At 61.2% G+C, this 24,190-nt stretch carries 23 protein-coding genes; 8 read left to right on the top strand and 15 right to left on the bottom strand.

The genetic code is table 11. The features are described from left to right. Positions 1–187: 187 nt before the first annotated feature. The gene (locus J4E08_RS11075) at positions 188–493 is read left to right on the top strand and encodes a hypothetical protein (RefSeq protein WP_349538547.1); all 306 of its coding nucleotides are present in this window, start codon (positions 188–190) and stop codon (positions 491–493) included. Between the two features lie 53 nt (positions 494–546). Here the strand turns inward: J4E08_RS11075 and J4E08_RS11070 are convergent, their stop codons facing one another. Together J4E08_RS11070 and J4E08_RS11065 are read right to left on the bottom strand one after the other, a co-directional pair. Then, positions 547–954, bottom strand: coding sequence for a hypothetical protein (locus J4E08_RS11070; RefSeq protein ID WP_349538546.1), 408 nt, complete (start codon positions 952–954; stop codon positions 547–549). Further along, positions 951–1,265 carry a hypothetical protein gene (locus tag J4E08_RS11065; RefSeq protein ID WP_349538545.1) on the bottom strand — a complete coding sequence of 105 codons (315 nt, stop codon included), beginning with the start codon at positions 1,263–1,265 and terminating at the stop codon, positions 951–953. The genes J4E08_RS11070 and J4E08_RS11065 overlap by 4 nt, the downstream gene beginning before the upstream one ends. Before the next feature lie 105 nt (positions 1,266–1,370). Here J4E08_RS11065 and J4E08_RS11060 point away from each other — a divergent pair, with 105 nt between their 5' ends. Then, positions 1,371–2,024 (top strand): CatA-like O-acetyltransferase, encoded by a 654-nt coding sequence (locus tag J4E08_RS11060; protein ID WP_349538544.1) that lies wholly within the window; start codon positions 1,371–1,373, stop codon positions 2,022–2,024. Positions 2,025–2,081: 57 nt separating this feature from the next. Here the strand turns inward: J4E08_RS11060 and J4E08_RS11055 are convergent, their stop codons facing one another. Together J4E08_RS11055 and J4E08_RS11050 are read right to left on the bottom strand one after the other, a co-directional pair. Further along, positions 2,082–3,908 (bottom strand): ABCB family ABC transporter ATP-binding protein/permease, encoded by a 1,827-nt coding sequence (locus J4E08_RS11055; protein WP_349538543.1) that lies wholly within the window; start codon positions 3,906–3,908, stop codon positions 2,082–2,084. 121 nt (positions 3,909–4,029) lie between these two features. Continuing rightward, a complete protein-coding gene (locus J4E08_RS11050; RefSeq protein ID WP_349538542.1) occupies positions 4,030–5,775 on the bottom strand; it encodes a LysM peptidoglycan-binding domain-containing protein in 1,746 nt (581 codons plus the stop codon). Between the two features lie 127 nt (positions 5,776–5,902). Here J4E08_RS11050 and J4E08_RS11045 point away from each other — a divergent pair, with 127 nt between their 5' ends. Next, a complete protein-coding gene (locus J4E08_RS11045) occupies positions 5,903–6,454 on the top strand; it encodes an LOG family protein (RefSeq protein ID WP_183967165.1) in 552 nt (183 codons plus the stop codon). Here the strand turns inward: J4E08_RS11045 and rarD are convergent. The 7 genes from rarD to J4E08_RS11010 all read right to left on the bottom strand — a co-directional run bounded on the left by rarD (position 6,397) and on the right by J4E08_RS11010 (position 14,272). Next, positions 6,397–7,311, bottom strand: a complete 915-nt coding sequence (gene rarD / locus J4E08_RS11040; protein WP_349538541.1) for an EamA family transporter RarD — start codon at positions 7,309–7,311, stop codon at positions 6,397–6,399. The genes J4E08_RS11045 and rarD overlap by 58 nt on opposite strands. A 513-nt stretch (positions 7,312–7,824) precedes the next feature. After that, the gene (locus tag J4E08_RS11035; RefSeq protein ID WP_349538540.1) at positions 7,825–8,424 is read right to left on the bottom strand and encodes a superoxide dismutase; all 600 of its coding nucleotides are present in this window, start codon (positions 8,422–8,424) and stop codon (positions 7,825–7,827) included. Positions 8,425–8,571: 147 nt separating this feature from the next. Continuing rightward, positions 8,572–8,991, bottom strand: coding sequence for a hypothetical protein (locus tag J4E08_RS11030; protein ID WP_349538539.1), 420 nt, complete (start codon positions 8,989–8,991; stop codon positions 8,572–8,574). 67 nt (positions 8,992–9,058) lie between these two features. After that, positions 9,059–9,613, bottom strand: coding sequence for a sarcosine oxidase subunit gamma (locus J4E08_RS11025; protein WP_349538538.1), 555 nt, complete (start codon positions 9,611–9,613; stop codon positions 9,059–9,061). Beyond that, positions 9,606–12,614, bottom strand: coding sequence for a sarcosine oxidase subunit alpha family protein (locus J4E08_RS11020; RefSeq protein WP_349538537.1), 3,009 nt, complete (start codon positions 12,612–12,614; stop codon positions 9,606–9,608). Before J4E08_RS11020 ends, J4E08_RS11025 begins: the two co-directional genes overlap by 8 nt. Before the next feature lie 60 nt (positions 12,615–12,674). Further along, the gene (locus J4E08_RS11015; protein ID WP_183967154.1) at positions 12,675–13,013 is read right to left on the bottom strand and encodes a sarcosine oxidase subunit delta; all 339 of its coding nucleotides are present in this window, start codon (positions 13,011–13,013) and stop codon (positions 12,675–12,677) included. An 11-nt stretch (positions 13,014–13,024) separates the two neighbouring features. Beyond that, positions 13,025–14,272, bottom strand: a complete 1,248-nt coding sequence (locus J4E08_RS11010; RefSeq protein ID WP_349538536.1) for a sarcosine oxidase subunit beta family protein — start codon at positions 14,270–14,272, stop codon at positions 13,025–13,027. A gap of 215 nt (positions 14,273–14,487) precedes the next feature. Between J4E08_RS11010 and ccmI the strand changes: the two genes are divergently transcribed. The 3 genes from ccmI to J4E08_RS10995 are packed head-to-tail and all read left to right on the top strand — an operon-like array spanning position 14,488 to position 16,420. Next, positions 14,488–15,714 (top strand): c-type cytochrome biogenesis protein CcmI, encoded by a 1,227-nt coding sequence (ccmI, locus tag J4E08_RS11005; RefSeq protein ID WP_349538535.1) that lies wholly within the window; start codon positions 14,488–14,490, stop codon positions 15,712–15,714. Beyond that, the gene (gene ruvX / locus J4E08_RS11000) at positions 15,711–16,184 is read left to right on the top strand and encodes a Holliday junction resolvase RuvX (protein ID WP_349538534.1); all 474 of its coding nucleotides are present in this window, start codon (positions 15,711–15,713) and stop codon (positions 16,182–16,184) included. Before ccmI ends, ruvX begins: the two co-directional genes overlap by 4 nt. Then, positions 16,181–16,420 carry a DUF1289 domain-containing protein gene (locus J4E08_RS10995; protein WP_349538533.1) on the top strand — a complete coding sequence of 80 codons (240 nt, stop codon included), beginning with the start codon at positions 16,181–16,183 and terminating at the stop codon, positions 16,418–16,420. Before ruvX ends, J4E08_RS10995 begins: the two co-directional genes overlap by 4 nt. 273 nt (positions 16,421–16,693) lie before the next feature. Here J4E08_RS10995 and parE read toward each other — a convergent pair whose 3' ends face one another. From parE to dusA, 3 genes are all read right to left on the bottom strand, one after another. Then, positions 16,694–18,652 carry a DNA topoisomerase IV subunit B gene (parE, locus tag J4E08_RS10990; RefSeq protein ID WP_349538531.1) on the bottom strand — a complete coding sequence of 653 codons (1,959 nt, stop codon included), beginning with the start codon at positions 18,650–18,652 and terminating at the stop codon, positions 16,694–16,696. Positions 18,653–19,508: 856 nt separating this feature from the next. Further along, entirely contained in the window at positions 19,509–20,690 is a 1,182-nt protein-coding gene (locus tag J4E08_RS10985) for a calcium-binding protein (protein WP_349538529.1), read from the bottom strand. A 298-nt stretch (positions 20,691–20,988) separates the two neighbouring features. Further along, positions 20,989–21,987, bottom strand: coding sequence for a tRNA dihydrouridine(20/20a) synthase DusA (gene dusA / locus J4E08_RS10980; protein WP_349538528.1), 999 nt, complete (start codon positions 21,985–21,987; stop codon positions 20,989–20,991). 222 nt (positions 21,988–22,209) lie between these two features. Here dusA and J4E08_RS10975 point away from each other — a divergent pair, with 222 nt between their 5' ends. Together J4E08_RS10975 and J4E08_RS10970 are read left to right on the top strand one after the other, a co-directional pair. Continuing rightward, a complete protein-coding gene (locus tag J4E08_RS10975) occupies positions 22,210–22,365 on the top strand; it encodes a hypothetical protein (protein ID WP_349538527.1) in 156 nt (51 codons plus the stop codon). Positions 22,366–22,784: 419 nt separating this feature from the next. Then, a complete protein-coding gene (locus J4E08_RS10970) occupies positions 22,785–23,075 on the top strand; it encodes a hypothetical protein (RefSeq protein ID WP_349538526.1) in 291 nt (96 codons plus the stop codon). A 228-nt stretch (positions 23,076–23,303) separates the two neighbouring features. Here the strand turns inward: J4E08_RS10970 and J4E08_RS10965 are convergent, their stop codons facing one another. Continuing rightward, complete coding sequence (locus J4E08_RS10965; protein WP_349538525.1) at positions 23,304–24,161, bottom strand: fumarylacetoacetate hydrolase family protein; 858 nt, start codon at positions 24,159–24,161, stop codon at positions 23,304–23,306. Between the last annotated feature and the right edge of the window lie 29 nt (positions 24,162–24,190).

Genomic DNA, 24,190 nt, shown 5'->3' with positions numbered 1-24,190 from the left:
AAGTCCCGTGACGACTTAATTTGCCACTTTGGAAGGCAGCGAGCGAGGCACCGGTTAACCATTCACGTGCATAGGAAATGATAACTGTGCGGGGGTCTGTTAAGATCGCGTTAAGGATCGTTTAAGCACACGCCAGGCTGCCGTCACGACGCGCGTCCCCCGATCCGCAACAAAAGGTGGGAAAGCCATGACCAGACAAACCATGTCGCAGGTTCTGCTGCGCGATCTTGTGACGCCTGCGGACCTGACACCCATACTGGGCAAAACCACGCGACCGGACGTGCTGCTGGAACATCTGATCGAAGAACGCACCACCGTGGGCCTGCAGTTGCAGCGCATCGAGGGGTTGATGGCCTGCCTCGCTGGCGATCTCGAAGAGTATGCCGGGGGACGCATGAGCAAGGATGTCCTGATCTCCGAAATGTCGAGGACCGTGCATGTCATGGCGATGGAGATGTTCTACGACGAGACCCAGGCGTTGGCCGCGGAATAACCGGAGGTGTCGGATGGACGCCCCCGGATCGTGGGGGGGCGTCCTGATCCCTGTCACTCTGCGGCAAAGGCCACGTCGCGCAGGGGATCGTTTTCTTCGGTGATGGTCGTCGTCACCTGCGGACAGCGCAGGCACGCAGCCGACCCTTCTTGCCCGTGCCAGCGACAGGTCTTGCGTATGGCGCAGGCCGGCAATCGCGTCTCCACCGGGGACAGTTTCGCAGCGATCCGCGTGGCCAATTGACAGCGTTCCCCATCGAAATGGCCGCAGCGCTTTTGCGCACAGGGCGCGGCGAAGCGGTAGACCAGGGTCGGCGGCACATCACCAGTGGCCGCGAGCACCGCATCTGTGACCGGCACAGTCCCGGCCACATAGGCCACGTCTTGCCCCGGTCGGTGCACGCCAAGAACCTGCGCGCCCGCCATATCCGGCTGCGCTGAGGGACAAAGCTGCCCCGTCATTTGAAATGTGCCATGAACTCTTTGTCGACGGGGAAGTACCCCATGGTGATCCCGCCGCGGATCACCTTGACCTCTGGCTGTGCTTCGCGGGCGACCGGCCCCATGATCTTCGTGATCTTGTCGGAGACCTCAAGCATCTCGCGGGGTTCAAATTTCTCCCAGTTCGGATCCTTGATCCAGATACCCACGGTGCCGAACTCTCGCCAGACACCAATTTTATAGTCCCCGAGGTCCGAGGACTTTCCCAGCACCTCTGCGGCGGCGCGTTCAGCGTGTTTCATGACGTCATCGACGGAAATAGTGTCAGCCATGCGACTCATCCTTGTGAAATTGATTTGCAAAAATCCCCGTGGAAATGTCACGGGGTGCACCTACCTTGCCACAAGCAAGACGAATAATCAACTTTAGGGTGTAAATTGAAAACTGAACTCGCCGAAACTTCTGTTGTCACCCCTATCTCGCTGGACAGATGGCATCGGTCAGACACATACCGCTGGTTCAGAGACTACGGGCGGCCGCATTACGCCATCACCTGCCGCGTGGATGTCACGCGCCTGATGGCGCGTAAGGCGGAGGGCGTGTCACCGTATATCGGTTGTCTCTATGCCGTTGGGCATGGCTTGAATGCGGTGCCGGAGTTGAGGGTCAGGTTTCGCGCCGATGGCACCGTGGTGCGGCACGAAAGTATCGGGCTTTCGTTTACTGTGCCGCGGGACACCGGTGGTTTTGCCTATAGCTATCAGCCGTTTGTGGATGAGTTTGACGTGTTTGACCGTGCCGCGCGGGCGAATATTGCCAAGGTCCGCAGCGCCAAAGATATTCGGGAGCACGCAGAGCGGACCGATGCGGTGGCCTATCTGTCCTGTCTGCCATGGCTGGATTTCACCGCGCTCGATCACGCAGTGCCCGGCCCTGACGACTGCATACCACGCCTCTCCTGGGGCAAGATCGTCGAACAAGACGGGCGGGCCGACATGTCGCTGAACGTTCAAGTGCACCATGCCGTCACAGACGGCGAGCATGTCGGCGCGTTGGTCTCGGAAATCCAGACAGCACTGGACGGCTTCTGATTTCACGAGGGCCTTGGGTGACAAGGCCCTCGTCGCATGTGGGCGATCACTGATGGATCAGGCGGCCTCTGCATCCTCGGATTTCTGGCGTTGCCACAGATTTGCGTACCGGCCATTGCGTTCCAGCAGCGCGTCGTGTGTGCCTTCCTCTACCACCAGTCCGTTTTCCAGAACCACGATGCGGTCTGCGTCAGCGATGGTGGACAGTCGGTGCGCGATGGTCAGCACGGTGCGCCCCTCGCCCGCGCGCTTCAACGCGCCTTGGATGCTGGCCTCGGTTTCAGTGTCCAGCGCACTGGTCGCCTCGTCCAGCAACAGGATTGGCGGGTTTTTCAACAAGGTGCGCGCGATGCCCACCCTCTGCTTTTCGCCGCCAGAAAGCTTCAGCCCTCGTTCGCCCACCGGGGTCTCGTACCCCTCTGGCAGCGAGATGATAAACTCGTGGATCTGAGCCGCGCGGGCGGCGGCGATGATCTCTTCCTCGGTGGCCCCATCGCGCCCGTAGGCGATGTTGTAGCGGATCGAGTCGTTGAACAGCACCGTGTCCTGCGGCACGACACCGATGGCCTGGTGCAGCGTTTCCTGCGTCACGTCGCGCACATCCTGCCCGTCGATGCGCACAGACCCGCCGTTCACATCGTAGAACCGGAACAGCAGCCGTCCGATGGTCGACTTGCCCGAACCTGACGGACCGACCAGCGCGACGCTTTCGCCCGCGCCCACACGCACCGAGATCCCCTTGAGGATCGGCCGCGTGGGATCGTAGCCAAATGTCACATCGGTCAGTTCGACCTCGCCGCCAGAGACGCTCAAGGCCGGCGCGCCGGGTTTGTCAGACACTTCGGCGGGCTGCTCCAGCAGGTCGAACATCTGGCCCATATCCACCAGGGCCTGCCGAATTTCGCGATAGACCGATCCGAGGAAGTTCAACGGCATGGTGATCTGGATCATGTAGGCGTTGACCAGCACGAAATCCCCGACCGTCAGCGCGCCGTTTTGCACACCGATCGCCGCCATGACCATGACGACCACCAGCCCCGCGGTGATGATGACGGCCTGCCCGGTGTTCAGGAAAGCCAAGGAAGTAGCAGTCTTGATCGCGGCTGTCTCGTAGCCTTGCATGGCATGATCGTAGCGCCGCGCTTCGCGCGCTTCGGCCCCGAAGTACTTCACCGTTTCAAAGTTGAGAAGGCTATCGATGGCCTTCTGGTTGGCGTCGGTGTCTTGGGCATTCATGGTGCGGCGCAGCTTCACGCGCCATTCCGTGACCTTGAAGGTGAACGCCACGTAGATGGCGATCACAGCCGTCACGACGACCAGATACCAGATGTCCAGCATCCAGGCGAGCATGATGCCCACCAGCAGCAGCTCCAGGATCAGCGGCCCGATGGAGAACAGCAAGAAGCGGAGCAAAAACTCCACCCCCTTCACACCGCGTTCGATGATCCGGCTGAGGCCGCCGGTCTTGCGCGTGATGTGATAGCGCATGGACAGCTTGTGGATGTGCTGGAAAGTCTCCAACGCCAGTTGACGCAGCGCGCCCTGTGCCACCTTGGCAAAGATACCGTCGCGCAGCTGTTGGAAGGCCACCGTCAGAAGGCGCGTCATGCCATAGGCCAGTGTCAGACCAACAGCGCCTATGGCGATGTCGGGCACGTCGCCGCCAAGCTTGTCCACCGCCTCCTTGTACAGAAGCGGCGTGGTGACAGCGATGACCTTGGCCAGAACCAAAAGCACCATCGCGATCACGACGCGCCAACGCACCCACCTCTTGTCCGCCCCTTCGGGCCAAAGGTAGGGGGCCATGCGTTTGATGGTGCGCAGACCGGAGGCGCGTTCTTCGCGGGCGATCTCTGCCGCGTCAATATCTGTATCGGGAGGCATCGGGGCTCCTGGCTGGGGGCCGCGACGGCCCGGCTGGGATGGGGAATGGCGGCACACTGTCGGCTTTTCGCTTACCTAGGCCGGACTGCGCGGGATGACCACCCCTGCCCCGCTGCGCGCATCACTCCGTAGCGGGTTGTGTACTGGCCTGCTGCGTCGAAGGCAGATCAAAGATCTGACCGGGGTAGATCAGATCGGGATCGCGGATGCGGTCGCGGTTGGCGCGAAAGATCTTCACGTATTCGATGCCGTTGCCATAACGATCCTCGGAGATCGCCCAGAGCGAATGACCGGGCTGAACGGTGATCTCGGACACAGGTCCAGCGCCTTCGGCGAGCTGTTCCAGAACGGCGCGGTCCTCGCGCAGAAAGGGGCTTTCGACGCGGGCCATGACGGTGCCTTCGGCGTCGACCTGATCGACGCGCAGCGTGTAGGTGCCGGTGTCCACCTCTGGCAGTTGCACGCGCCAGTCCCCGCCGCTGATCCGCGACGTGGTGAGCGGGCGATTGTCGAGATAGACGCGCACAAAGGCCTCGTCCACACCGCGGCCTGCGAGGATCACCTCGCCTGCCGTGTCATAGCTGATGGAATCAAGCGCCACGTCACCGGGCAAAAGCGGGGCCTTGTCCAGCGCTTCGACGCCGGCGGGACCGGCCACAAGGATGCCGGGACGGCGTGGGACCTGCGGGCTGTCGGTTCTGCCCGGTTCGCTGCGCGTGGTGACGGCCGGGTCCTCGATCATGTCGGTCTCTGGCGCGTTGGGGACGGTCGGGGCCTGCGGCATGAGGGCCGTGGTCTCGGGGGTCGCGCTCCGTGCCGGGCGTGTGTCCACATTTGGTGCGCTTCCCGGTGTGGCGGAGGACACTTCGGGTGATGGATCAACGACCGCCACGGCATCGGAGCCCCGCGGCAGGGTCGGCACGCTGTCATCCTGCGGGGAGGCCATGCCGGATGTGGTGTCGTTCGCACGCGGTGCAGGGGCGGATTGCGCAGTGAAGGGCGTGGTGCCGGGAGCCGGTTCTGCGTCGAGATCTTCGGGACGCAAAACAGCCACCTCATCTGAATCTCCGGGCGCCTGCGGAGCGGTCCCCGCAGCGGAGGGCGCCGACATTCCGTCCGGCGCCAGGCTCGCCACCTGCGGCTCGGGGGCTGTGGGCACATCGGTGCCGGGGATGATCAGCTCAGTCTCGGACAGCCGTTCCTGACCGTCCCGGGTGACACGCGCGCGGACAAGGCGCGTCGGCCCGGTGCGCGGCAGATCGATCAACGTGGCATAACTGCCGTCGCGTTCAGTCTGCACCTGCGTCACCGGCGCACCGTCGAAAAGCACTTCGACAATTTCACCGGGGCCGCTGCGGCCCGTGACCATGATGCTGCTGCCCGGCAACAAGCGCATGGCGATGGATGGCGCGTCCGATGTCACCTCCGGGGCGGCGTTCGATAGTGATGTCGTGTTGGTGTCGCGGGGAGGCATCTGGGCAGTATCATCTGTTGTGGTGGCCCTCGCCTCAGCCGTCGAGTCAGCGCCTTCGGCAGATCGAGCAACGGAGCTGGCAGTCTGGTCCCCTGTCACAGCGGACTGGTCGACAGGATTAACAAGTGCTTCGTCCGTCCCGGCAGAGGGGGCAGCGGTCTCGGCAGTCTTTTCGTCTGTTTCGGCGGACTGGCTGACGGACACACCAGACGGCTGATCAGTTTCGGCAGACGTAGTCGAGGCCTCCGAGACGCTGCCAGAGGCTAGACCAGCGTCTCGCTGCTCCGGCACGGCGTCGAACGGCCAGTCGATCACACCGGTCGCCAAGGCCAAGGCCAAAACGCCCACCACTGCCACGCCACCCAGCGCGCTGTTCTTCAATGCATTGCTCATGGCAGTCTTTCGTTTCGATCTCTTGTTTCGGTCAGCCCCCAGCCGACTGTCACAGATTAGTTGAGCGTGTATAAACCAAGGGGTACCAACGGTCAAAAGCCCATTATTTCCCTGAAGGTGCTCTGCCATGTCTCAAAAGTCTATCTGCGTTTACTGCGGCTCCCGCTCCGGCACTGATTCTGCCTTTGCCGAGGAAGCCGCGCGGCTGGGCGGTGCGCTGGCCTCCGAAGGCTGGCGCCTGGTATATGGGGCCGGTGACGTCGGGCTGATGGGCACCGTCGCGCGCGCGGCACAGGACGCAGGGGCGGACACCTTTGGCGTCATCCCGACACATCTGATGGCGATGGAAGTGGGCAAGACAGATCTGACGCGATTCATCGTGACCGAGACCATGCACGAGCGGAAGAAGGTGATGGTGATGAACGCTGACGCTGTGGTTGTAATGCCCGGCGGGCCGGGATCTCTGGACGAGTTCTTTGAGGTGCTCACATGGCGGCAGCTTGGCCTGCATGACAAACCCATCGTGCTGATGGATGTGAATGGCTACTGGGGCCCGCTCAAGGCGCTGCTCGATCACGTGGTCGACAACGGCTTTGCCGATGCGTCTCTGCTGGATTTCGTTCAGCGCGGGAATTCGGCGGCAGAGGTCATGACGCTTCTGCGGCGCGCTCTTTCCTGAGCCACCGACTGCCCGGAATACAGCGCCAAAGCCGTCCAGATCAGGCCAAAGGCCGCGAGCTGGAACGTGTTCAGCGCCTCGCCGAACAGCACAACGGCGCAGAAGAATTGCAAGGTCGGGTTGATGTACTGCAACAGCCCGACCGTCACCATGTTCACCCGCTGCGCGGCCGCGGAAAACAGAATCAACGGCAGCGCCGTCAGCAAGCCGGAGAACATCAGCAGCGCTGACGTGCCAAGGTCCGCGCCAAAGACACCGTCGCCCCGGCCATGCACAACCGCCAGCCAGCAGAGAGCAATGGGAGAGAGCACCAGCACTTCGGCAGTGACCGACACCATCGGCCCAACTGTCAGCTGCTTTTTCACCAAACCATACAGGCCGAACGTCGCCGCCAGCGTCAGCGAAATCCAGGGCGCGACGCCCAGCCCGATGGTCAGCTGGGCCACCGCCACCACGGCGAGCGCCACAGCAAACCATTGCAGAGGCTTGAGTTTTTCGCCCAGCACCACGGTCCCGATCAGCACCGCGACCAGCGGGAACATATAGTACCCAAGCGAGGTCTGCGTAACGTGTCCTTGTTGGACCGAAAAGATGAACAAGAACCAGTTGGCGGAGATCATGAGCGCTGCAAAGGCGATCACCACCACTGCGCGCGCAGATCCCAGCGCCGCGCGCAGTCGTGCCAGCTTACCCTGCATCGCAAGGATCGACGCGAAGACCACCAGCGACCAGAGCGTGCGGTGCGCCAGCAATTCCAGCGGCGGCACATCCTTGAGCAGCTTGTAGTAGATTGGTGACAGTCCCCAGATCGTGCAGGCGCCGATCATGGCGAGGATACCTTGGAATTGGGGGGACATGCGCGCTCCGACAGTGTTGGGGAAAGGTTTAGGCCCGCCGCAGGCCCCCTGCAACCCGCTGTCCGTAAAGGATCGGAAGGTCCATCCCACAGGTCTGCCCTGCAAAGCGCTGACAAGGAGTGGTCCGTGCGCCAGGCGCTTCATTGCAAAGGTTGCATCCGGGAAGGTCGGTGCCACTGCTGATCCCACGAGGCTCACCCAGCCTCGTCAGGTGCGCGTCACGCCCCTGCCCGTCCCTGGTCAAGACTTGCTGCATCGGGATGGGGCCAAGTGGACTGTCTTAGATCGGGCGATGCCTCGAAACGACACAAAGAGCGCTGCAAACAAGGCTCACCGGATCTAGACGCACTGTACACAGACTGCCGTCAACTTGGTCGAAAACGGCATGACGGTCAGGGTCGGCACCGACCACCAACGATGGAAGCCCGCGCCTGCGCAATCGCGGGCAGAGCGTGAAACGAAAAAGGGGCGCAGCCTGCGCCACGCCCCTTCTCAATCGAATACTGGTGAGGATTACAGGCGCGAGGCCACGTTTTCCCAGTTCACCAAGTTGTCGAGGAAGTTCTTCAGATACGCCGGACGCTTGTTGCGGAAGTCGATGTAGTAGGAGTGCTCCCACACGTCGCAGCCCAGAAGCGCGGTCTGGCCGAAGCAAAGCGGGTTCACGCCATTTTCGGTCTTGGTGACCTTCAGGCCGCCATCGGTGTCTTTAACCAGCCATGCCCAGCCGGAGCCGAACTGACCGCCGCCTGCTGCCGCGAACTCGTCTTTGAATTTGTCGACCGAGCCAAAGGACTCCTTGATCGCCGCTTCAAGCTCGGAGGGCATAGCCTCGTTGCCTGGGCCCATCATTTCCCAGAACTGCGAGTGGTTCCAGTGCTGCGAGGCGTTGTTGAAGATACCGGACTGGGCGACGGCGTTGGCGTCGTATGTGCCCTTTACGATCTCTTCGACGGATTTGCCCGCCCATTCAGTGCCTTCGATCAGCTTGTTGCCGTTATCGACATAGGCCTTGTGGTGGATGTCGTGGTGATACTCCATTGTCTCCTGGCTCATGCCGGAAGACGCCAGCGCATCGTGCGCATAGGGAAGATCGGGAAGTTCGAATGCCATTTGGTCACCCTCTCCTGTTTGTTAACTCTCGCCTACTTACCTGTTCCGGTAGGACCCCAACGTCAAGTGATCCTGTGCAATTTAGACGGAAGCGGCACCGCGCAAGCCCTGTGTAAAGCTGCAAAGGCACCGGTTTAAGCAACAAAATTAACTCTCCAGACGATCCACTTTGCACGTTCCACCGCGTGTGAAATTGTTGGAATACCCGCGCGGCGTTGCCACAACCGAGAAGACCCCATTGGATTTCACGTAAGTGCCCCGGAAACCCATGGTCACTGGGCTGACATTTAGAGTGATCTGAACATCCCACGCAAATGTGGTGCGCTTGCCGTTGTCGGTCACGACCCGGCCCGTCACTGGAATACCATCGTTGAACGCAAGAATCATCGGGTCAGACACGACAACGCGCTCTGCATCGCGATTATAGGCGATGAAGATGAGCGGCTGAATCCAGTCGCCATCGCCAGCGCCCTTGATGATGCACTTGTACCCGACCACATCCGGTGCCGCCAAAGCTCCGCTGGCTGCCAGAACCAAACCGGCAACCAGGCCAAAACACCGTTTCATAGGGATATCCTTTGTCTTTGCCGCCTCACTATCTGCTTGCGAGGCGGCAAAGACAACCGAACGAGCATTACTTCTGAAAGTAAGCCACTTCGCTCTTTTCGTCGGCGGCAACCGCCAGCAATTTGGCCATGTATTCGCGCACGGACCGAAAGCAGAAGACACGCGCCGTGCGGTCATCCTGCAACCAGAACCCCGCCGCGACCTGACCGAACCGTGTACGACGCAGTTCGCCCGGCGCAAACGCGTCGGGGTGCATGTCCACCGGCGCTAATTTGGCGATGGTTTCGCGCACCACGCGGCCTTCGATCTGAAAGTGCGCCCGCGCGTCGGACACATCCACCACCAGCGCGTGCTGATCCGCAAGTTTCGCGGCCAGATCTGCGCAAGCGCTGTTTGCATCCGAACGCGGCAGCAAGATGGCAAGTTCGTCCGGCGACAGCCACAACACACCGCGGCCGTCACGCACGACCGCCTGACGCTGATCGGGGAAATCCACTCCGGCCAGCGCAGCCACCGCCTCCCGGAAAGCGGCGGCGGAGAAATCACCGCGCACCACCAGCATGCCCTGGCCTTCGATCTCGCGGATCGACACCAGCCCGTCGAAGTTTTTCAGGTCAGACATTCTGCTTCTCTCCTTCGGGGTCGTAGAACACCGCATTTACGATCTTGGCGTCGACCACGGTTTCGCCGTCGTCCTTCATGAAGGGGATGACCTCGCCCATGCGCTGCGGCCCGTTGTGGACCAGACCCATGGCGATCCCCTTGTCGAGCGTCGGCGAATAGTAGGTTGAAGTCACGCGCCCTTGGGTGTTGCGCTGGCCATTGGCGTTCTTGCCCGCAGCCACCGCATAGGCACCATCCGGCAGGACGGAACCATCGACGGTTTCCAAACCCACCAGCTGCCAGCGGTCGGCATTGTCCATGAAGCGACGCGTTTGCGCCCGCTTGCCGATGTAGTCGTCTTTCTTCTTGGAGATCGCCCAGTGCAGCCCCAGATCCTGCGGGATCACGGTGCCGTCGGTTTCGTCCCCGATCATGATGAAGCCCTTTTCGGCCCGCATGACGTGCAGCGCCTCGGTGCCGTAGGGCGTCGCATTGAACGCTTTGCCCTCTTCCATCAGCTTGTCCCAAAGCGCACGGCCCTGGCTTGCCGGGACCGACACCTCGTAGGACAGCTCGCCCGAGAAGGAGATCCGGTAAACCCGAACGGGGAAGCCCGCCAGCTCGCCGTCTTTCCATTCCATGAAGGCCATCGCCTCCTTCGACACGTCCATGCCGCCGAGCTTCTCCAGAAGCTTGCGCGCATTGGGACCGACCACGCCAATCTGGGCATATTGCTCGGTCACGTTGGCGGTGTAGACTTTCCAGTCCCACCATTCCGTTTGCAGCCATTCTTCCATGTGGGCGTGGATCCGATCCGCGCCGCCGGTGGTGGTGTGGCAAAGGAACGTATCCTCGTCGATCCGCGCCACGACGCCGTCGTCCGACAGGAAGCCGTTCTCGGAGCACATCAGGCCGTAGCGGCATTTGCCCGGCTTCAGGGTGCTCATCATGTTGGTGTAGAGCATGTCCATGAAGCGGCCCGCATCCGGCCCCTTGACGATGATCTTGCCCAGCGTCGACGCATCGAGCAAACCGACGCTTTCGCGGGTGGCCTTGATCTCGCGGATGACAGCGGTTTCCCGAGTCTCGCCATCGCGCAGATATGTATAAGGCCGCCGCCAGTCGCCGACCGGCTCCAGGTCCGCACCATGCGCAATGCTCCAATCGGAGATCGGCGTCTTGCGCACCGGATGGAACAGATCACCCCGCGCATCGCCGGTGATCGCCCCCATCGAAATAGTTGTGTACGGCGGACGGAAGGTGGTGGTGCCCACGTTCGGAATATCCGCACCAAGTGCGCCTGACAAGATCGCCAAGCCGTTGATGTTGCTCAGCTTCCCTTGGTCCGTCGCCATGCCAAGCGTGGTATAACGCTTGGTGTGCTCGACACTCTCGTAGCCCTCTCGGGCGGCGAGTTGTACGTCGGAGACTTTCACATCGTTTTGGAAATCCAGCCACGCCTTGAGACGCAGACCATAATGTGCACCGGACGGCATCAGCCACACGGGTTCCAGCGCGACCTCGTCTGCATCGGTGCCCATTGGTGCGTCAGAAACAGCGTCGAGCCCCGCCGACATTTTGCCTGCTTTATCAGCGTCTTCGAGCAGCTCCTTCAGACGAAGATGGCCAGAGGCCGCCCCCGCAGTGATCACGTTTGGCTGACCATCGTCGCCGATGGGCGCGCGGCTCGGATCAGGTTTGAAGAATGCCTTATCCGCATCCCACGTCAGCTTACCGCCATTATGTGACCAGAGGTGCACAACAGGCGACCAGCCACCGGACATGGCCACTGCGTCGCAGTCGATGTCCTCCAGCACGTTGCCCTCGCCGTTTTGACGGCAGAGCGAGACGCCGGACACGCGTTTGCCACCATGAACCTTGGCAATGCCATGACCCATTTCCACTCGAATACCAAGGGCTTGCGCCTCTTTCATCAGCGCGCCCCCGCCCTCGTGACGTGCGTCGATGATACAGGGCACGGCCAGGCCCGCCTGCTTCAACGCGATGGCGGTGCGATAGGCGTCATCGTTGTTGGTCACGACCACGGTGCGGTCGCCCGGTGAAACGCCATAGTTCACAAGGTAATCGCGCACGGCAGAGGCCAGCATGACACCCGGAATGTCGTTGCCCGCAAAGGACAGCGGACGTTCCAGCGCGCCTGTGGCGGTCACAATCTGCTTGGCACGGATGCGCCACAAACGATGCCGTGGGCCGCCGATTTCCGGAGCGTGATCGTTTACGCGCTCGTAGCCCAGAACATAGCCGTGGTCATAGACCCCTGCCCCCATCATGCGGGTGCGGATGCGGACATTCTCCATGCCTTCAAGGGCTTGCAGCGTATCGTTCACCCAGGTGTCGACAGGTTTTCCGTCGATCTCGCCACCGTCAACCACGGCGCGGCCACCCCAATGGGCGGTCTGCTCGATCAGCATGACGCGCTTTCCGGACACTGCCGCCGCTTTCGCCGCTTGCAGACCGGCCACACCGCCGCCGACCACCAGCACATCGACGAAGGCGTAGAAATGCTCGTAGTGATCGGGATCACGCGTTTCTGGATCCGGCGCCTTGCCCAGGCCCGCCGACTGGCGGATGAAGGGTTCGTAGATGTGCTTCCAGAACGGGCGCGGGTGGATGAAGGTTTTGTAGTAAAAACCAGCGGTCAGGAACCGCCCCAACAGCCCGTTTACGGCACCGACGTCGTATTCCAGCGACGGCCAGTGGTTCTGCGAGGTCGCGGTCAGTCCGTGGAACAGCTCGGTGGTGGTGGCGCGCTGGTTCGGCTCGTGCTTGTTGCCCTCGCCCAGGTTGACGATGGCGTTGGGCTCTTCGACGCCAGAGGCGACGATGCCACGCGGACGGTGATACTTGAACGAGCGGCCCACCAGCATCTGATTTGCGCTCAAAAGAGCCGAGGCCAGAGTGTCCCCGGCGTGGCCCTGAAAGCGCTTGCCGTTGAAGGTGAATTCAATCGTTTTGGAGCGGTCGATCAGGCGACCGCCTTTGGCGACACGGGTGCTCATGCGTCAGCACCTCCCCTGTGGATAGGTTGGATATATGCAAGAATGTGGATCATTTCTACCTCACCCCTCGCCATTCATGTCGCGCCAGGACCAGCCCGGACGTTTCTTGGAAATCGTTTCCCTGATCTCTGCTGTCGGCTCGGTGGTCTGTGCCGAATAGGTGCCAAAGACTTCGTTGCTGACCGTGCAGCGCGCCGCGTGGAACCACTTGCCGCAGCCATAGACATGCCGCCAGCGTTCAAAGTGCACGCCTTTGGGGTTCTCGCGAGTGAACAGGTAGCTTTCGAAATCATCATCCGACGAGCCGGGGCCAAAGCGCGTCAGATGCGCTTCGCCGCCTGCGGCCAGTTCGGTTTCCTCGGCGGCCACGCCGCAGTAGGGACAGGTGAAAATCAGCATGTCCAGTCTCCTTAGTGAGCCACGCCGGCGGCAACGCTTTCGTCGATGAAGCGGCCCTCCGCGAAGCGTTCCAGCCCGAAGTCGGCACAAAGTGGCGAATGCCCTTTGGCCATGAGTTCCGCAAAGGCCCAGCCCGAACCGGGCGTCGCCTTGAAACCGCCAGTGCCCCAGCCCCCATTGATGAAGATACCGTCTACCGGCGTCTTCGACAGGATCGGCGACCGGTCGCCTGTCATGTCCACGATGCCGCCCCACTGGCGCAGCATCTTCAGGCGGGAGACCATCGGGAAAGTCTCGACCAGCGCCGCGACGGTATGTTCGATGTGATGGAACGAGCCGCGCTGCGTGAAGGCGTTGAAGCTGTCGGTGCCGCCGCCGATGACCATCTCGCCCTTGTCGGACTGCGACATGTAACCGTGCACGGTATTGGCCATGACGACGCAATCCATGATCGGCTTGATCGGCTCCGACACCAGCGCCTGCAGCGGCACACTTTCGATCGGCAGACGGAAGCCTGCCATGCGTGCCAGTTCACCGGAGTGACCTGCGACCACGATGCCCAGTTTGTTGCAGCCGATGTGCCCCTTGGATGTGTCGACGCCAGTCACCTGGCCGTTTTCACGGGTGATGCCGGTGACTTCGCACTGCTGGATGATGTCCATTCCCATCGAGGAACAGGCACGGGCATAGCCCCAGGCCACAGCGTCGTGGCGCGCAGAGCCCCCGCGCTCTTGCCACAGGCCACCCAGCACCGGGTAGCGCGGTCCATCGAGGTTGATGATCGGCACGATCTCCTTGACCTCTTTGGGAGAGATAAACCGTGTCTCCACCCCTTGCAGAGCATTGGCATGCGCCGTGCGCTGGTAGCCGCGAACCTCATGTTCCGTCTGCGCCAGCATCAGCACGCCGCGCGGGCTGAACATGACGTTGTAGTTGAGATCCTGCGACATCGCCTCGTACAGCGAGCGCGACTTTTCGTACAGCGCTGCGGAGGGGTCCTGCAGGTAGTTCGAACGGATGATGGTGGTGTTGCGGCCCGTGTTGCCGCCCCCCAGCCAGCCCTTTTCGATCACCGCGACATTGGTGATGCCGAAGTTTTTCCCAAGGTAATAAGCGGTTGCGAGGCCGTGACCCCCGGCACCAACGATAACTACGTCGTAACGTTTTTTCGGCTGGGCTTTGCGCCACGCGCGGTCCCATCCTTTGTTATCGGAGAACAGGGCTTCGCGGGCGATGGCAAAGGCAGAATATCGTTTCATGTCTCGATTCCCGGGTCGTTTGGCCGTTTCTTGCACCCAATCGGTGCAATCAGCGACATGCAACCGTCATAATATCACGCAGTTGCGACATGGCGTATCACAGGGCTGCGACATCCCGTATCACAGGGTTGCGACATGGTCCCGCGCTGGCGGCATTTGCCCTTTCAAGAGGCGCTTTGAGTATCTAGATCAGTATATGAAACATGGGAGGAAACATGCTGTTCTGGATCCTGACAGGCGCCGTGGCGCTGGTGGTGGCCGCGGGGCTGGCGTTTTCGGTTATCCGAGGCAAACGCGAAACCGGCCCGGCCGAGGCCTTTGACCTACAGGTCTACCGTGACCAGCTGATCGAAATTGACGCCGACGCCGCGCGGGGCAAGATCGACCCCGAAGAGGCCGAGCGCCTGCGGGTGGAAATTTCACGCCGTCTGCTGGCCGCCGACGCCAAGGTCCAGGGCGACAGTGTCGCCAGCGCCCAGCCCGCGGGCGCCAGCGGAGCTGTGGCCGCGCTGATGGCCGTGGCGCTGATTGGCGGCGGTTTCGGCCTGTACACCCTGCTGGGCGCGCAAGGCTACGAAGACTTGCCGCTGCAAAAGCGGCTCGCCGCAGCGCAGCGCACCTTGAATGATCGAGGATCTCAGGCCGAGGCCGAAGCCAACATCCCCACCCTGCCCCCAGCCGATGTCCCCGACGACTACGGCGCGTTGGTGGAGCGACTGCGCACAGCCACCCAGGAACGTCCAGACGATCTTCAAGGTCAGCTTCTGCTCGCCCGGTCCGAGGCAGCCCTGGGCAATTACAAGGCGGCCTATGCGGCGCAGCAAAACATCATCCGTCTCAAGGGAGATGACGCCAGCGCCCGAGACTATGCCGATCTGGCCGATATGATGGTGCTTGCGGCGGGCGGCTATGTCTCGCCAGAGGCGCAAAAGGCGCTGGAACGCGCTTTGTCCATGGACGCTCGTAATGGTGTTGCGCGGTTTTACGGTGGCTTGATGATGGCGCAAACCGGGCGACCGGACATCGGCTTCCGCATGTGGGAGGCGCTTTTGCGCGACAGTCAGCCATCTGATCCCTGGGTCGAGCCGCTGCGCGCCCAGATCGAGGAGATGGCCATGCGCGCCGGGCAGAACCGTTTCACCTTACCGCCACTGGACGGCGGACCGGGCCCGTCAGCCGAGGACATCGCCAACGCCGCCGACATGTCGCCTGAGGACCGCCAGGCCATGATCCGCGGCATGGTCGACCAATTGTCCAACCGGCTCGCCACCGAAGGGGGGCCGCCGCAGGACTGGGCACGTCTGATTTCCTCGCTCGCCACCCTGGGCGACACCGATCAGGCCGCCGCCATCTGGACCGAGGCGCAGCGCGTGTTCGAGGGCAACGAGGACGCACTTGCCCCCCTGCGAACGGCCGCCGAACGCGCCGGAGTTGCAGAATGATCCACGACGAGATCACCGAGTTCGCCACCGCCCTGCCCCCGATGGGCGCGCTCATGGGACTGGACCTTGGGACAAAGACCATCGGTGTTGCCGTGACGGACGGGCTGCGCAGCGTTGCGACCCCGCTGGAGACCGTGAAGCGCAAGAAGTTCACGCTGGATGCCGACCGGCTGGCCGCGATCGTCACGAACCGCACCATCACCGGCATTGTTCTTGGCCTGCCGCGCAACATGGACGGCTCCGAAGGGCCCCGGTGCCAGTCGACCCGTGCCTTCGCGCGCAATCTGGCGCAGCGCATTGATCTGCCCATCGGGTTTTGGGACGAACGTTTGTCGACCGTCGCCGCCGAGCGCGCGTTGCTGGAGGCTGACACCTCCCGCGCGCGGCGCGCCGAAGTGATTGACCATGTGGCTGCCTCGTTCATCCTGCAAGGCGCGCTGGACCGGCTGCGCGTGTTGAGGACGACATGAGCGAAGACATCTGGAAACGGGACGAGGTCGAAAGCCCCTGCATCAACATCTGTGTCATTCACCCTCGCGAGGGCATTTGCACCGGATGCCTGCGCACGTTGGATGAGATTGCAGGATGGGGCAGTAAGTCGCCCGAGAGCCGCGCCGCCATTCTGGACGCTCTGCCGACCCGCCGCGCCGCGCTAAAGAAGCGCCGCGGAGGACGGGCCGCCCGCCTGAAAGACACGAAGGCCTGAGAGGGAAAGCCCCAAGGCCCGAAACAGACGCTTGCCTTAATGACTCCGAGATGAGAGCCCCGCGATAAAGCCAGCCGATCCGACTGCATTCAACGGCGCCATCACAAAGCGTTTCTTCCAGTGCCAAAATGCGTTGGTTCCCTCAGGCAGGCTGACAAGGGGAACATTGCGGGGACAGCCATTTCCTTACCCGCGATGCCGACGTCCAATCACCTTGCCAATCACGAGATCCGTGAAAAAGAACCTTTCTCAACGCATCTAAACGATGCGACCTCACACATCCAACTCTTCCACGAACTTTGCATTGTCCTGAATATACTGGAAACGCAGCTCCGGCTTTTTCCCCATCAGGCGCTCCACAAGGTCGCCGGTTTCGCCGGGCTCGTCCTCATCGATTGTGACGCGAATCAACGTGCGGGTCGCGGGATCCATTGTCGTTTCCTTGAGGTCTTTGGCATCCATTTCCCCAAGACCCTTGAACCGCTGAACATCAATTTTACCCTTGCCGCCCAACCCTTTGACCATCGCCGCCTCCTTTGCTGCATCGTCCGCCACATAAAGGCGCTTCGGGCCTTGCGTCAGACGGTAGAGCGGCGGACACGCGAGGTAGAGGTGGCCATTGTCGATCAGCGGCCGCATCTGCGTAAAGAAAAACGTCATCAAAAGCGCGGCAATGTGGGCACCGTCCACGTCCGCGTCCGTCATGATGATAATCTTTTCGTAACGCAGGTCGTCGAGATTGAACTTTGTGCCGAGCCCCACGCCCAATGCCTCACAGAGGTCCCGGATTTCGGCGTTTGATGTCAGCTTGTTGGAGGCCGCACCAAGAACGTTCAGAATCTTCCCCTTGAGCGGAAGCAAGGCCTGCGTCTCGCGGAACCGCGCGCCTTTTGCAGAGCCACCCGCAGAATCACCCTCGACGATAAACAGCTCCGTGCCTTCACGCGCCTTGTTGGAGCAGTCGGTCAATTTGCCGGGAAGGCGCAGCTTTTTCGTCGCGGTCTTGCGCGCGGTTTCCTTCTCCTGACGGCGCCGAAGGCGTTCTTCGGCCCGCAAGATCAAAAAGTCGAGGATGGCTCCGGCGGATTTGGTATCGGAGGCCAACCAATTGTCGAAGTGGTCCCGGACAGCGTTTTCCACCAGACGTTGCGCTTCCACCGTCGCCAGCCGGTCCTTGGTTTGGCCGACGAATTCCGGTTCGCGAATGAAGCAGGACACGAGAGCACATCCGCCGGTGATCAAGTCGTCGCGGTTGATTTGCGCGGCCTTCTTGTTGTTCACCAGCTCGCCGTAGGCCCGCACGCCCTTCAGGATGGCCGCCCAGAACCCTGCCTCGTGGGTGCCGCCCTCAGGCGTGGGGACGGTGTTACAGTAGGACTGGATGAAGCCATCGCGCGACGGGGTCCAGTTGATGGCCCACTCGACCTTTCCCGGAACCTGAAACCGCTCCTTGAAATCGACCACACCGGCAAAGGGGCTTTCTGCATAGGTGGTTGATTTACCGAGCGTTTCCGTAAGGTAGTCAGCCAGACCGCCGGGGAAGTGGAAGGTCGCCTCTTTCGGGGTTTCCTGATCGTCGATTTCTGATTTCCAGCGAATTTCCACGCCGGAAAACAGGTAAGCCTTGGAGCGGACCATCTTGAACAGACGGGCCGGTTTGAAACGGTGTGCGCCAAAGATCTGCTCATCCGCGTGAAAGGTGACGGAAGTGCCACGCCGGTTCGGCGCCGCACCGATCTGCTCCACAGGGCCAAGCGGAATGCCGCGAGAAAAACGCTGTTCATAAAGCGCTTTGTTTTTTGCAACTTGCACGACCATTGAATCGGACAATGCGTTCACCACGGACGCGCCGACGCCGTGCAGGCCGCCAGAGGTCTCATAAGCGTCGCCAGAGAATTTACCACCTGCGTGAAGGGTACAGAGGATGACCTCCAACGCGGATTTGCCGGGAAATTTCGGATGCGGGTCGATCGGGATGCCGCGGCCATTGTCGCGAATCTCCATGGAGTAATCCGCGTGCAGAAAAATCTCGATTCGATTGGCGTGGCCTGCGACCGCCTCGTCCATGGAGTTGTCGAGCACCTCGGCGACAAGGTGGTGCAGTGCCCGTTCGTCAGTGCCGCCAATGTACATCCCGGGACGTTTCCGGACAGGTTCCAGACCTTCGAGAACCTCGATGGACGAGGCGTCGTATTCGTTTTCCGAAGCGGAATGAAGGAGATCGTCTGCCATAATGTGCCCGGTTTGTTCTTTGTGGTTGGAGGCCAGTATTGCATGCGTGGAGGAGAGGCACAACAAACGCAAGACGAGACCTTTTTCGGTGGGAAAAGTCCGGGCTGTCGCGACATTCCGTCTTTGCGGGCCAACCAGTGCCCCCGCAACGTTTGCCTTACGAGTGCTTGGACCCGGCTCACGGCCACGCCAGCACACACCAATCCACTTCAAGCCGCGTCAGAGTACACTCACCTGATTGCGGATTGTCCCGCTCCACCCGGTGTCGCACTGGGCCACCGTGCGTATTTACCATCACTGCTGTGAGAAGAGCCACCGGGAGACCATCCAAAAATTTTGCCTCGCATCTGAGCATGGACATTATCGAAGTCCATTTCCTGTCCGCCACAGATCACTGGATCATCAACAGAGACAGCGCGCCGAGTTTCCACGTATGATGTCGCGGGTAAGGCAGACCCTTCGGGCTGTCCCTCCGTTCAGCGACGAGAAGACGCTCCCCATGGCCGGCGTGCCCCATGCATCGCCCGCTTGGCGCACTGAATCCGTGAAGCAGCCGCCGCTGGGCCGGGTCACTGGTCTATCGGGCAGTGTTACCACGTCGTCGCAACACCCCAACCTTTGAGGTGCAGATGACGACCGGCTGAATCCGCCGTGCGTTCCTTGATGCCGGTGATGGAGCAGCACATCTGGAAACGTCAGCGACACCGGCAGTCAAAACGTTTTGCCCCCGCAGATTTTGCGAGGGCATTCTGGTGTTAGAGGCAAAGATTCGAACGGCCTCTTGAAGGCCGCCCAAGACATTCGGCAAAAGGATCGTCCAATCACGCGCAGTTGGTGCGTGTGACCATGGTCAAGCTCAGACCCCCTGCAGGGCCACATCAGCGGGGTTGACGACGGTGGCAGACGTCATGAACGCCACAACTTCGTCGCCCACAAGAGCACGCGCCACGAACGTCCCATCGGCCAGCGCTTCGATCTCTGTGGTCGCATCGTCGAGGTCTGCTTCCGGGATCTGGAACAAGATCATGTCCTGGCCACTGGCAAAGTCGGTGATGCTTCCCTCGGTTGTGCCGTCCGCAACAAAGGTGTCGGCGCCCGCGCCGCCAGTGAACACGCCACTGCCGCCAAAGGTGTCGTTGCCCGTACCGCCGATCAGCGTCCCATCGCCCACAAGTGTATCCGCCCCGGCGCCGCCATCGACCGTGCTGTCACTGTTCTCGCTGGCAAAGACGTCGTCACCATCACCAAGCATCACATCATAGGACACCAGCGAAGAATCCGCCTCATCGCCCACGATGGCGACGGAGTCGTCACCCTCACCCGTGTCGATGGTGCCCAGACCGCCAGTCACCTGAACCGAGTCATCGCCCTCCCCGCCAACCACGCTGTTCGTGCCAAAACCCGGATCGAAGAAGTCGTCGCCGTCGCCACCCAGCAGGGTGTCGTTGCCGCCACCGCCGACCAGCGTATCGTTCCCGATGCCGCCGTCGATCAGATCCGCGCCGGTGCCACCGATCATCCTGTCGCCACCGCCGGCACCTATCAGCGTGTCATCGCCTGCATCGCCAACCAGCTTGTCATTGTTGGGACCGCCATCCAGCGAGTCATCGCCGTCACCACCCACCAACTTGTCCTCGCCGAGGTTGCCGATCAGGGTATCGTCACCGTCTTCGCCACGCAGCGTGTCGTCGCCTGCGTTGCCGTAGGCAAGGTCATCGCCGGTGTCGGCATAGATAAGGTCATCTCCGCCTGCGCCCATCAGCGTGTCCGCGCCAGCACCACCATCGATGGTGTCGCTGCCAGAGCCGGCATCAACCATATCATCGCCCCCGAGCGCATAGAAAAGTGTGCTTTCGCTATCCAATGCGACATCATCCGCCGCGTTGGTGCCAAACCCGGGGTCAACTTCGGTCTCTGGGTCTGTCTCAGGGGTTGGGCCGCTGTCCGGCAAACCATCGTCGCTATCATCCGACGAGTCGTCCCAGAGGCTTCCGATGCCCGCCAGAAGCAACATGGGCAAGAGGGTGAGCATCAGCATGACATTTATCCTTTTTACACACGCAAACGCGCTGCAGATCGCACGTATGATCAATCGTTAACAAGATGTTGCCAAATTCTATACCAAGAATTGAGATATAGGGGAAATAAGTGGACACGCGCCCGCAGTTGTTTCCAAGCCTGAAACATTGGATCGAGAAGTGACGAATTGGACGGGCTGATGCCGCAGACCTTGACCTGTCGGCAACAGCCCGAGCCCGAAGCAAGCCTGTATGCTGATGTCGATTCCCCCACCCCGGGGCCTGTTCGATCCGGGCTCAAAGGCCGTGCGTCGCGGCTCAGGCGGCCTCTGCCAGCACGGCTGCAAGCGCATCCTCGACCACGCCCGGTCCGGCTCCGGGCTTGTGCGCCTCGGTCGACAATATCTGCCGCCAGCGACGTGCTCCGGGGCGTCCGGCAAAAAGGCCCAGCATGTGTCGCGTCACCTGGTTCAGCTTGCCACCCTTTGCGATGTGACCGGCAATATACGGCAGCATTCTGGCCACCACCTCTTCGCGGGTCTGATGCGGGGTGTCGCCCCACAGCGCATCCGCCTTGCCCAAAATGTCCCACGGTTGATGATAGGCCACGCGCCCGATCATCACCCCGTCCAGGCCATCATGCAGAAAGCCCTGTGTCTCGGCCAGGGTCCGTATCCCGCCATTGACCGACAAATGCATATTCGGAAACTCCGTCCGCATACGTCGCACCAGGTCGTAATCCAGCGGCGGGACATCGCGGTTTTCCTTTGGGGACAAACCTTGCAGCCACGCCTTGCGCGCGTGGATCGTGACACGCGTGCATCCAGCCCTCTGCAAGCGTTCCAGAAAATCCGGCAACACGATTTCAGGATCCTGATCATCGACCCCGATCCGGCATTTCACCGTGACATCGACATCCACGGCGTCCTGCACGGCCTTGATGCAATCGACCACGGTCTCCGGGTACTTCATCAGCACCGCGCCGAAAGTTCCGGATTGCACACGATCCGACGGGCAGCCGCAGTTCAGGTTGACCTCGTCATAGCCCGCCTGCGCCCCCAACCTTGCGGCCTGCGCCAATTCCTGCGCATCTGAGCCACCCAACTGCAAGGCCACGGGGTGTTCTTCGGGATCGAAGTCCAACAAATGCAATGCGCCCCCCCGAACCAACGCAGGCGCAGTCACCATTTCAGTGTAAAGCAAAGTCCTGGTCGACATCAGACGGTGAAAATATCGGCAATGGCGATCCGTCCAATCCATCATCGGGGCGACAGAGAGGCGGGCGGCGTCCGCCACATTGCAATTCCCTTGTTTCATTGGCTGGTCCTCCGTCGATGGCGGCTACGATTTGCGATCTCTCGCCACTACTCGCGACGATTTTGGCAGCCGGTGCTACAAATTCAGCACTCGGAACGCGTCTTGTACCACCGGAGCTTACAGAGGTCACGCACTCACCGACAGGGAGGCTACCAAGATTTTTCGCTCCCCGATGTCCGAGCGAAATCAGTCGCCCCCATCGTCCTTCCAACAAGGAAAGGGGTGAAAACCGCAACCATCACGACACGCACCAAAACGAACGGCAAGCCGAGCGTCACCGCTCAGGTGCGCATCAATAAGAATGGAAAGGTGACCTCCTCGAAATCGGAAGCCTTTCCGCAGCGGAAGCTGGCGGAGAAATATGCTGCTCACACTTAAAATCATGGCATTTCGTTGGGTACGCTGATCGCCCGGTAGCGTCTATGTGCGCAATGCGGGACAAGACAGCGCAGGTCTCACCAGTGGAAATGCGGTTCTTTGCACGTCAAGGCTTTCTGCCGCCCACGTCAGCCCATCGCGTCCTTTTTGGAATTCACACCACGACAGAGATTAGATTTGTGCAGCCTACCGGCAATCTCGCTGTTTGGCCGCGGCGGCTTCTGCGGCGCGCACTCAGGCGGCTTGAAACGATCGCCCGGACATAGTCGGACGCGCCAACCGGCGTAGACTGGCCGCGGTGCTCGCAGTCACTCTCCAGCGCTTTGTCGAAAATCCCGAACGGACATTTAGCGCCGGGGGGGGGAAATCGTTCTGGAAGCCCTGCGCCGGTCAACTCCCGATCTGGACCTGTCACGGATGTGTTCCGCTCCTTTGACCACGTATCGTTGGCAAAGGCGAATGCAGACGGGATCAAGAGCGACCGCAGAATTCCGCGCCAAAGCAGTGCGGTGGCTTTGACCACCGGGCTGCCGCGCAAGCAGGTGACCGCAGGTTCTGGGATCGGCTTCTCGACGCTGAACCGCTGGATACAGCGGGAACGGCGCAATTCTGAGAAACCACCCGTCCAGTCCGATCCGGAACCCGAGATCGCCGAGCTGCGGAAAGAGAACCGTATGCGCCCGGAGGAGAGGGATGCGCTTTTGGCCTGATGGCGTATGCGTCGCTCTCAACCCGGCGGCGGGTTACCCCCCCCTCTCGTGCAACTAGACGTGGCGATGCAGGCACTTGGATTAAATTGCTGCTCCGGCGGCCTGCGCTTTCGTCGCGCTCCAACGACGAACGTGTCCCAAGAGGGGTCCTTGAAACCCGGACAAAAGCGCACCGTCACATCGTGCGATTCAATTGACGCAACGGCCCCCGCCGGGGTGTTTGTGGCATCAAAGGGCTGGCACAACCTTCGATTTTTGCGTCCCCAGCCCGGATATGCCCAAAGTCACGATCTCGCCCCCATGCAGATATGTCTGCGGGGATTGGCCCATGCCGACGCCCGGCGGCGTCCCGGTCGAAATTACATCCCCAGCCTGCAAGCTCATGAACTGGCTGCAGTAAGACACCAGATGCGGGACCTTGAAAATCAGCGTCGCGGTTGAACCGGTCTGCATCCTTTTGCCGTCCACATCCAGCCACATGTCCATGGCGTTCATGTCGGCAATTTCATCAGCGGTCACAAGCCACGGCCCCGTTGGCCCGAATGTGTCGCAGCCTTTGCCCTTGTCCCATGTCCCTGCCCGGTTGAGCTGGAAATCACGCTCGGACACATCGTTGATCACGCAAAAGCCCGCGACGTGGTTCATCGCGTCAGCCTCGTCGATATAGGCCCCCGGCTCACCGATCACGACGCCGAGCTCGACCTCCCAATCAGTTTTGACCGAACCGCGTGGAACCTGAATGTCGTCGTTCGGGCCGACAACGGAAGAAGTCCATTTGTTGAAAATGATGGGCTCTTCCGGGATCGGCATGCCCGCCTCTTCAGCGTGATCCGCGTAGTTCAGGCCGATGCAAATGAACTTGCCGATCCCGCCCACGCAGGCCCCAAGGCGCAGGTCGTCTTGTGGCGTCCCCTCGACCAAGGGCAAAGCCTCGGGATCCAGCGCATGCAACGCCTTCAAACCAGACGGTCGCAGTGTATCGCCAGCAATGTCCGAAACCACACCCGACAAATCACGCACGCGCCCCGCGGCATCCAGCAGTCCCGGCTTTTCTGCGCCGAGCGCCCCATAGCGAAGAAGTTTCATATCATATCCTTGTTTGATTGAGGAATCCT

It is taken from the genome of Sagittula sp. NFXS13 (assembly GCF_040148795.1).
GTDB lineage: Bacteria > Pseudomonadota > Alphaproteobacteria > Rhodobacterales > Rhodobacteraceae > Sagittula > Sagittula marina.
The sequence above is the reverse complement of the archived record's forward strand: the minus strand, read 5'-3'. Positions and strand labels throughout refer to the sequence as shown.